Source organism: Iningainema tapete BLCC-T55 (assembly GCF_014698965.1).
Classification (GTDB): Bacteria; Cyanobacteriota; Cyanobacteriia; order Cyanobacteriales; family Nostocaceae; genus Iningainema; species Iningainema tapete.
Genome location: NZ_JACXAE010000127.1, coordinates 42,565 through 49,465 on the forward strand (window position 1 = coordinate 42,565; position 6,901 = coordinate 49,465).

6 protein-coding genes and 1 pseudogene are annotated in these 6,901 nt (G+C 41.8%); 5 read left to right on the plus strand and 2 right to left on the minus strand.

Annotation, left to right across the window (positions count from 1 at the left end; genetic code table 11):
- Window positions 1–12: 12 nt before the first annotated feature.
- Entirely contained in the window at window positions 13–912 is a 900-nt protein-coding gene (crtB, locus tag ICL16_RS42470; protein WP_190838343.1) for a cyanoexosortase B, read from the plus strand.
- A gap of 84 nt (window positions 913–996) precedes the next feature.
- On the opposite strand, the gene ICL16_RS42475 is transcribed toward crtB, so the two are convergent.
- On the minus strand, window positions 997–1,590 hold the full coding sequence (locus ICL16_RS42475; protein WP_190838360.1) for a MarC family protein: 594 nt from the start codon (window positions 1,588–1,590) through the stop codon (window positions 997–999).
- A gap of 109 nt (window positions 1,591–1,699) precedes the next feature.
- On the opposite strand from ICL16_RS42475, the gene ICL16_RS42480 reads away from it, so the two are divergent.
- Window positions 1,700–2,512, plus strand: a complete 813-nt coding sequence (locus tag ICL16_RS42480; RefSeq protein ID WP_190838345.1) for a carbon-nitrogen hydrolase family protein — start codon at window positions 1,700–1,702, stop codon at window positions 2,510–2,512.
- A 190-nt stretch (window positions 2,513–2,702) separates the two neighbouring features.
- The gene (locus ICL16_RS42485; RefSeq protein WP_190838347.1) at window positions 2,703–4,496 is read left to right on the plus strand and encodes a polysaccharide deacetylase family protein; all 1,794 of its coding nucleotides are present in this window, start codon (window positions 2,703–2,705) and stop codon (window positions 4,494–4,496) included.
- A gap of 166 nt (window positions 4,497–4,662) precedes the next feature.
- Here ICL16_RS42485 and ICL16_RS42490 read toward each other — a convergent pair whose 3' ends face one another.
- Window positions 4,663–6,192 carry a YifB family Mg chelatase-like AAA ATPase gene (locus ICL16_RS42490; RefSeq protein ID WP_190838349.1) on the minus strand — a complete coding sequence of 510 codons (1,530 nt, stop codon included), beginning with the start codon at window positions 6,190–6,192 and terminating at the stop codon, window positions 4,663–4,665.
- 65 nt (window positions 6,193–6,257) lie between these two features.
- Here ICL16_RS42490 and ICL16_RS42495 point away from each other — a divergent pair, with 65 nt between their 5' ends.
- Both ICL16_RS42495 and ICL16_RS45120 read left to right on the plus strand, forming a co-directional pair.
- Window positions 6,258–6,608 (plus strand): histidine triad nucleotide-binding protein, encoded by a 351-nt coding sequence (locus tag ICL16_RS42495; protein WP_190838351.1) that lies wholly within the window; start codon window positions 6,258–6,260, stop codon window positions 6,606–6,608.
- 179 nt (window positions 6,609–6,787) lie between these two features.
- Window positions 6,788–6,901, plus strand: a pseudogene (locus tag ICL16_RS45120) (photosystem II q(b) protein); the annotation flags it as partial.

The window sequence follows — 6,901 nt, forward strand, 5'->3', positions numbered from 1 at the left end:
ACAGAAAAAATTATGGCACTCCAGCCCCAGCTAAGAAAAACAAACACTCAACAGTTATCAAACATAGCCATCTTGGGTGTTTTACTACTGCTGTACGCTCCTGTGTTGCTGTATTGGTGGGATGGTTGGCTGAAAAAAAGTATCAGCACAGAACACGAATATTTCAGTCACGGTATCATCGGTTTACCGTTTGCTGCCTATCTATGTTGGCTCAACCGGAAAAAATGGCATCGGCTTACTGATACCAACCATCCCTTAGGTGCATTCTTGCTAGTAGTAGGTGGTATTTTTTATCTGAGCGGCGTGAGTGAGTGGGTTAACCTTTCCCTACCTACCATACTTGCTGGATTGTGCTTGTGGTTAAAGGGAATTCCTGGCTTAAAACTGCAAGGATTTCCCTTAATATTAGTATTTTTAGCAACACCAACAGCAGTACCCTACTTAATTACTCCCTTTACCTTACCCCTACAAAGTTTCATCGCTGGCACTGCCGGCTTTATACTCAGTCAATTTGGCATAGAAGTAATTGTAGAAGGCATCAACTTATATGTAGGAGGGCGAATTGTTGAAGTAGCTCCCTACTGCGCAGGGCTAAAAATGTTGTTTACTACTCTATATGTTGGTTTAATGCTACTGTATTGGACTGGTGCATTGTCTTCACGCCGTAAAACCATCTGGTTTTTATCCATTGCAGTAGTTATCAGTGTAACTGCCAACATAATTCGTAACACTCTACTTGCCTTCTTTCATGGTACGGGTCAAGAAGGATTATTTAAATGGCTGCACGATAGTTGGGGTGGCGATCTCTACTCAGCTATTATGCTGCTATCATTAGTTCCTGTCCTGAATAAGATAGATAGTTATTTTTCTGAAGTGCCTGCTCGAGACTTTGAAAGTGAACCTCCTGTATAAAAACCTCACGCAAAGGCGAGCTCAGAGACGCGAAATTTCGCGTCTCTACATTTTTGCGTCGTTGCGCAAGGCTAAAAAAACTTTCTATGTAAAAAATAACTCCTTGATCCCCGTGCTACCAATCTCCACTGCCAAAGCCGCCAATAGAAAACCTAAAAGCTGAGTGATAATGACTTCACCTTCTGCACCCAGCCACTTGTCAAGACTGTTTGCCAGACGCAAAATTAACCAACTAGCAAACATTGCTGCCAAAATACCTAATGTTACGCTTAAGTTAGGATTGGCAGTTTCTGACATTAACAGCATTACACTCGTTAGTGTACCAGGACCTGCTAACAGTGGTAAAGCTAATGGGGTAATTGCTACATCGCGATCGCGATCAATTACAGGAGTATCATATTCTCCTTTCAGCATTTGTAAGGAAATTAACAGTAGCAGCAGTCCCCCTGCTACTCGTAAAGATCCTAAGCTTACATCTAAGTATTTTAAAATAAACTGACCACCAAAGGCAAACAGTAAAAGTACCGCAATTGCCACTAAAATTGCTTTATCTATAACTTTGTTTCTCTGCTCTCCTTCCATGCCCTTGGTAAGAACCAGAACTACTGGTATATTACCTACAGCATCAGCAAGGACAAACACAGCAACAAAAGTTTTCAACAGCACAGAGATGTAGATGTCCACAGCAAATCAATATTATCAAGGTTTGATCACAACCTAACCTGAATTACCCCAGTTTCCATTAACCCGTAGCAAGATCAATTTAGAAGGTGTTTGTGTTGAATTTATGAAGTCTTATCTAGCCGCAGCGCTGCAATTAACCAGTGTGTCTAATCTACAACAAAACTTAGCACAGGCTGAGGAATTAATCGACCTCGCCGTGCGTCAGGGTGCCGAGTTGGTAGGTTTGCCAGAAAATTTCTCTTTTATGGGTGAGGAAAATGAGAAAATTTTACAAGCACAAGCCATCGCTCATGAAACTGAACAGTTCTTGAAAAAAATGGCGCAACGCTTTCAAGTCACTATCCTGGGTGGCGGCTTTCCGATTCCCACTAACACTGGCAAAGTTTACAACACCGCCTTACTTCTCCATCGCAATGGTGAAGAACTTGCCCGCTATCAAAAGGTACATTTATTTGATGTTAACGTCCCCGATGGCAACACCTATCGAGAATCCACTACCGTCATGGCTGGCACGCAACTGCCATCTGTTTATTTCTCGAATGACCTTGGTAACATAGGGCTTTCGGTGTGCTATGATGTAAGATTCCCTGAGATCTACCGTCATTTATCTCATAAGGGAGCAGATATCTTATTTGTACCAGCTGCTTTTACTGCTTTCACAGGTAAAGATCATTGGCAAGTTCTTTTGCAAGCCCGTGCCATAGAAAATACATGCTATGTCATAGCCCCAGCACAAACAGGAATAAATTATGCTCGTCGTCAAACCCACGGACATGCGATGATTGTTGACCCTTGGGGTGTAATTTTAGCAGATGCAGGCGAAAAACCAGGAGTGGCGATCGCCGAAATTAATCCCTCCCGTTTGGAACAAGTTCGCCGTCAAATGCCCAGTTTACAACACCGTATATTTATTTAATCGCCTGCATCAACCTCGTTCCCATGCTCTACATGGGAACGAGAACACAAAAAATTAAATATAAATTAATAAATTATTAACTATTTCTTAAAAAAATATTTGGTATGTAGATAAAGAACAGGGAATAAACTATAAGCGTCTCATAATTTCAGTATAAACAAGGTTATTTGAGCATAACTGAAAAAGAACTATGACGCCTATATCTAAAAAATACACTCAAAACCTATTTCGTGTCCTCCTTACGGGAGTATGTACTTGTTCAGGATTTTTACCAGTACTTGCTACTAGTAAATCTGCTGATATTAAGCCTGAAGCTAATACTTCTACACAAGGAGAAAGTTGCAGTAACAACAACGTAGGGCTGGAAAACCAAATTTCCAGCTTAGCAAATCAGAGTTTATTGCTATCTACATGGGTGGGTGAGCCAAAATTAGGTTTACAAAGTTTGATTGAAAACCTTAGTCCTTATGTTTTTGCCCACTTCAATCGTAGTCTTTGGCCTAATCTGAACGAGCGGGCAAAGTTGGCAAAAGTACCAATCTTAATGTATCATGATATTTTACCAGAAAAAAAAGTATTTTTTGACGTTACGCCCCAAGAATTAGAACAACATTTTCAACTGATTAAAGAGAGTGGCGCTACTCCAATCAGTCTCGATCAGTTAATGAATCATTTGCAAACAGGAATGCCACTGCCAGAAAAACCAGTATTATTGACATTTGATGACGGATATGGTGGACATTATGAGTACGTCTTTCCACTCATGAAAAAATACGGTTATCCTGCGGTCTTTTCAATTTACACTAAAGGTATAGGTAATAATGTAGGTAGAACTCATGTGAGTTGGGAAAACCTCAAGGAAATGGTAGCAAATCCTTTAGTAACGATCGCATCTCACAGTGTTACCCATCCAGATGATTTGACGAAAATGTCAGATGAGCAACTGCAAAAGGAAATTTTTGAGTCGAAAAGCATCTTAGAGACAAATTTAGGTGTAAAAATACCTTACTTTACCTATCCTGTAGGAAAATATGATGAGAGAGTAGCAAAGTTGGTACAGTCAGCAGGGTATCAACTAGCATTCACAATGAGTGATTCCGATGAGCGGATGGCTGGTGCTTCAGATAGTTTATTGGCAGTTTCTCGCATTGGGCAATCGAGAATAAAAGATGCAATCGCTCAAGCTTGGGGGGGACCAAATATACCGCGTTGGAAAATGGGTTTTGACTTTTCCAGCCCTGTTAAACGCGCAGACATGACTATCGACAAAATTCCCCTCATTTTAGTTTCCGGTGGTAAACCTATCACCATCCACGCCAAAAGCCGTTATCAAGTCCAGGAGATGTTAGCTCAAAGTAGCACCAATGCTGTAGCTGCTGTAGACGGAGGCTTCTTTTCACTGAAATACTTGAATTCCAACACTATGATTGGACCAGTATTTAGTCAAGTAACAAATCAATTTATTCCCGGAAACAGAGGTGATAACCAGAAAATAGCAGGACGTCCTCTAGTATTAATTAGTCCATACGCAGTGCGCTACATTCCCTTTGACCCACTTAAGCATAACACATTAGAAGGGTTAAAAGCCGAAATGCCAGAAGTTACTGATGCTTTTGTGGCAGCGGCGTGGTTAGTTAGAGATGGTAAACCCCAAGAAGCAAGTACTTTTAACGGTTTGTTTGGTTTCGATCAAGCGCGTTATCGAGCCTTTTGGGGAATTAATCAAGAAAAACAAGCTACTATCGGTGTTTCTCTAGATAATGCTGATTCTGTATCCTTAGGAGTGGCACTAGCTAAAGCTGGATTACAAGATGTAGTAATGGTTGATTCTGGTCAAAGTGCATCTTTGGTTTATCAAGGACAAACTTTGGTCAGACATGTTCCCCGTCCTGTACCTCATGCCGTAGCACTTGTATCATCTGAGTCTAGCACGAAAAATCCTTGCGTTGTAGTGATAAATAAAACAAAGAATCGGGGAACATAGTTACTACCTGGTTCAGTCAAACTACTAGGAGAATCCTCAGTCTTATAGGGACGCTGCGTTTTCAGTGTCCCTATTTACTAGTCATATTTGAAAATAATGTAGAGACGCTCCGCCGGAGCGTCTCTACAAGGATTATGAATGACGCACATTCAAATTCGGTCGATTTTTATTGCATTCTATCAATTGTCCGATATTGAATTGCCTCAGCAACATGGTGCGCTTTCAAATCATCATCACCTGCTAAATCAGCAATGGTACGTGCTACTTTGAGAATGCGATCGCTTGCCCTTGCCGACAAGCCCAATTTTCTAATTGCCGCTTCTAATAAATAGCGACTATCATCATCTAGCTTACACCATTTCTGCATGTGACGACTTTGCATATGTGCATTACATCGCAGATTTGCTTCTTGCTTAAATCTGTGTGCGGCTCGTTCCCTTGCCTGTTGCACCCGTTCCCTCACTGCAAAGGATGGTTCTCCATTTGGTTGTTGGGTAATCTCTTCTGGTTTCAAGCGATTCACCACAACTTGCAAATCAATTCTATCCATTAAAGGACCAGAAAGCTTTGCCCAATATTGCTCTCTTTGTCGTGGCGTACAGGTACAAGCTTGGATAGTATCCCCATAGTAACCACATTGACAGGGATTAGTACTTGCTACTAAAGTAAACTGTGCCGGAAACATTACCGACAGCTTTGTGCGGGAAATAGTTACGTAGCCATCTTCTAAAGGTTGTCGCAAAAATTCCAATACATCCCGTTTAAATTCCGTGAGTTCATCGAGGAAAAGAACGCCTTGATGTGCTAAAGAAATTTCTCCCGGACGGGGAAAAGTACCACCGCCGACGAGAGAAGGACCAGAAGCTGAATGGTGAGGACTGCGGAATGGGCGATCGCGTACCAATGAACCCCGATTTTTCAACAACCCTGCAACTGAATGAATGCGGGTAACTTCCAATCCTTCGGCAAATGATAATGGTGGTAGTATACCAGATAAACGTCTTGCTAACATTGTTTTGCCACTACCAGGCGGTCCGACAAAGATTAAATTGTGTCCGCCAGCCGCAGCAATTTCTAAGGCACGACGAGCATGAGCCTGTCCTTTCACATCCTTTAAATCTGTGTGTAGAGACGTGCGCAAGTGCGTCTCTACAGCGATATCTGGTTGCACTGGTTTGTGAACGCCAGGATTATTTAAAAAATTAGCAACATCAGATAAACTTTTAAAAGCATAAACTGCCAATCCCTCCACTACAGCAGCTTCTTGTGCATTATCAGCAGGAACAACCAAAGCTGTGATTCCCATTGATTGCGCAGTAGCAGCGATCGGCAACACGCCTGCAACCGATCGCAATGTACCATCAAGCCCAATTTCGCCTAAAAACAGATAGTCTCCCAACAAATCAGCTCTGACTTGTCCAGAAGCCGCCAAAATCCCTATACTAATAGGCAAATCAAAACAAGGACCTTCCTTGCGTAAATCAGCAGGAGTCAAGTTAATCACAATTTTTTTCGTAGGAAAGGCAAAACCATTATTCTTCAGCGTCGCCTTTACCCGTTCCCGTGATTCTTGCACCGCCGCATCCGGTAATCCTAAGATCACAATTCCCGGTAATCCTCCCGACACATCGACTTCAACGCCCACCTTAACGGCGTCAATCCCTACTATTGAGGCACTCCAAACTCTAGCAAGCATGACTAAATATTTATTTGAGAACACTTAACCTTTAGAATCTGTAGCAGATACCCAGGTAAATCGACATGAGTGAAACCACAGATACAATTTTTGGCAAAATAATTCGTCGGGAAATTCCCGCAGATGTTGTTTATGAGGATGATTTAGCGCTGGCATTCAAAGACATCAATCCCCAAGCACCCGTTCACATTATCCTCATCCCAAAAAAACCGATTCCCAAATTAGCTGATGCTGAAGCTTCAGATAGTAACCTCTTAGGACATCTTTTATTTACTGCTAAGCGTGTTGCTGAACAAGTTGGACTGACAAACGGTTATCGCGTTGTCATCAATACAGATTCTGACGGTGGGCAAACTGTTTACCACTTGCATTTACATATTTTAGGCGGACGACAAATGTCTTGGCCACCTGGTTGATGGAGTATAGGTAGAGACGCCTCGGTGAGACGTCTCTGAGCAATAAGAAAAGTTAATGAGTAACATAATAAAAACTAAATAAAAAATTCTTTACAAATCTCAACTAAGCCTCTAATCTAGTAAACAGGTAGGCAATCTGACCTACTCAAATCATAAATAAATCAAGCAATCATAAAACAATGACCACAACTTTACAACGCGCACGCAGCGCTAATGTATGGGAGCGGTTCTGTGAGTGGATCACCAGCACCGAAAACCGCTTATACATCGGTTGGTTCGGCGTATTGATGATC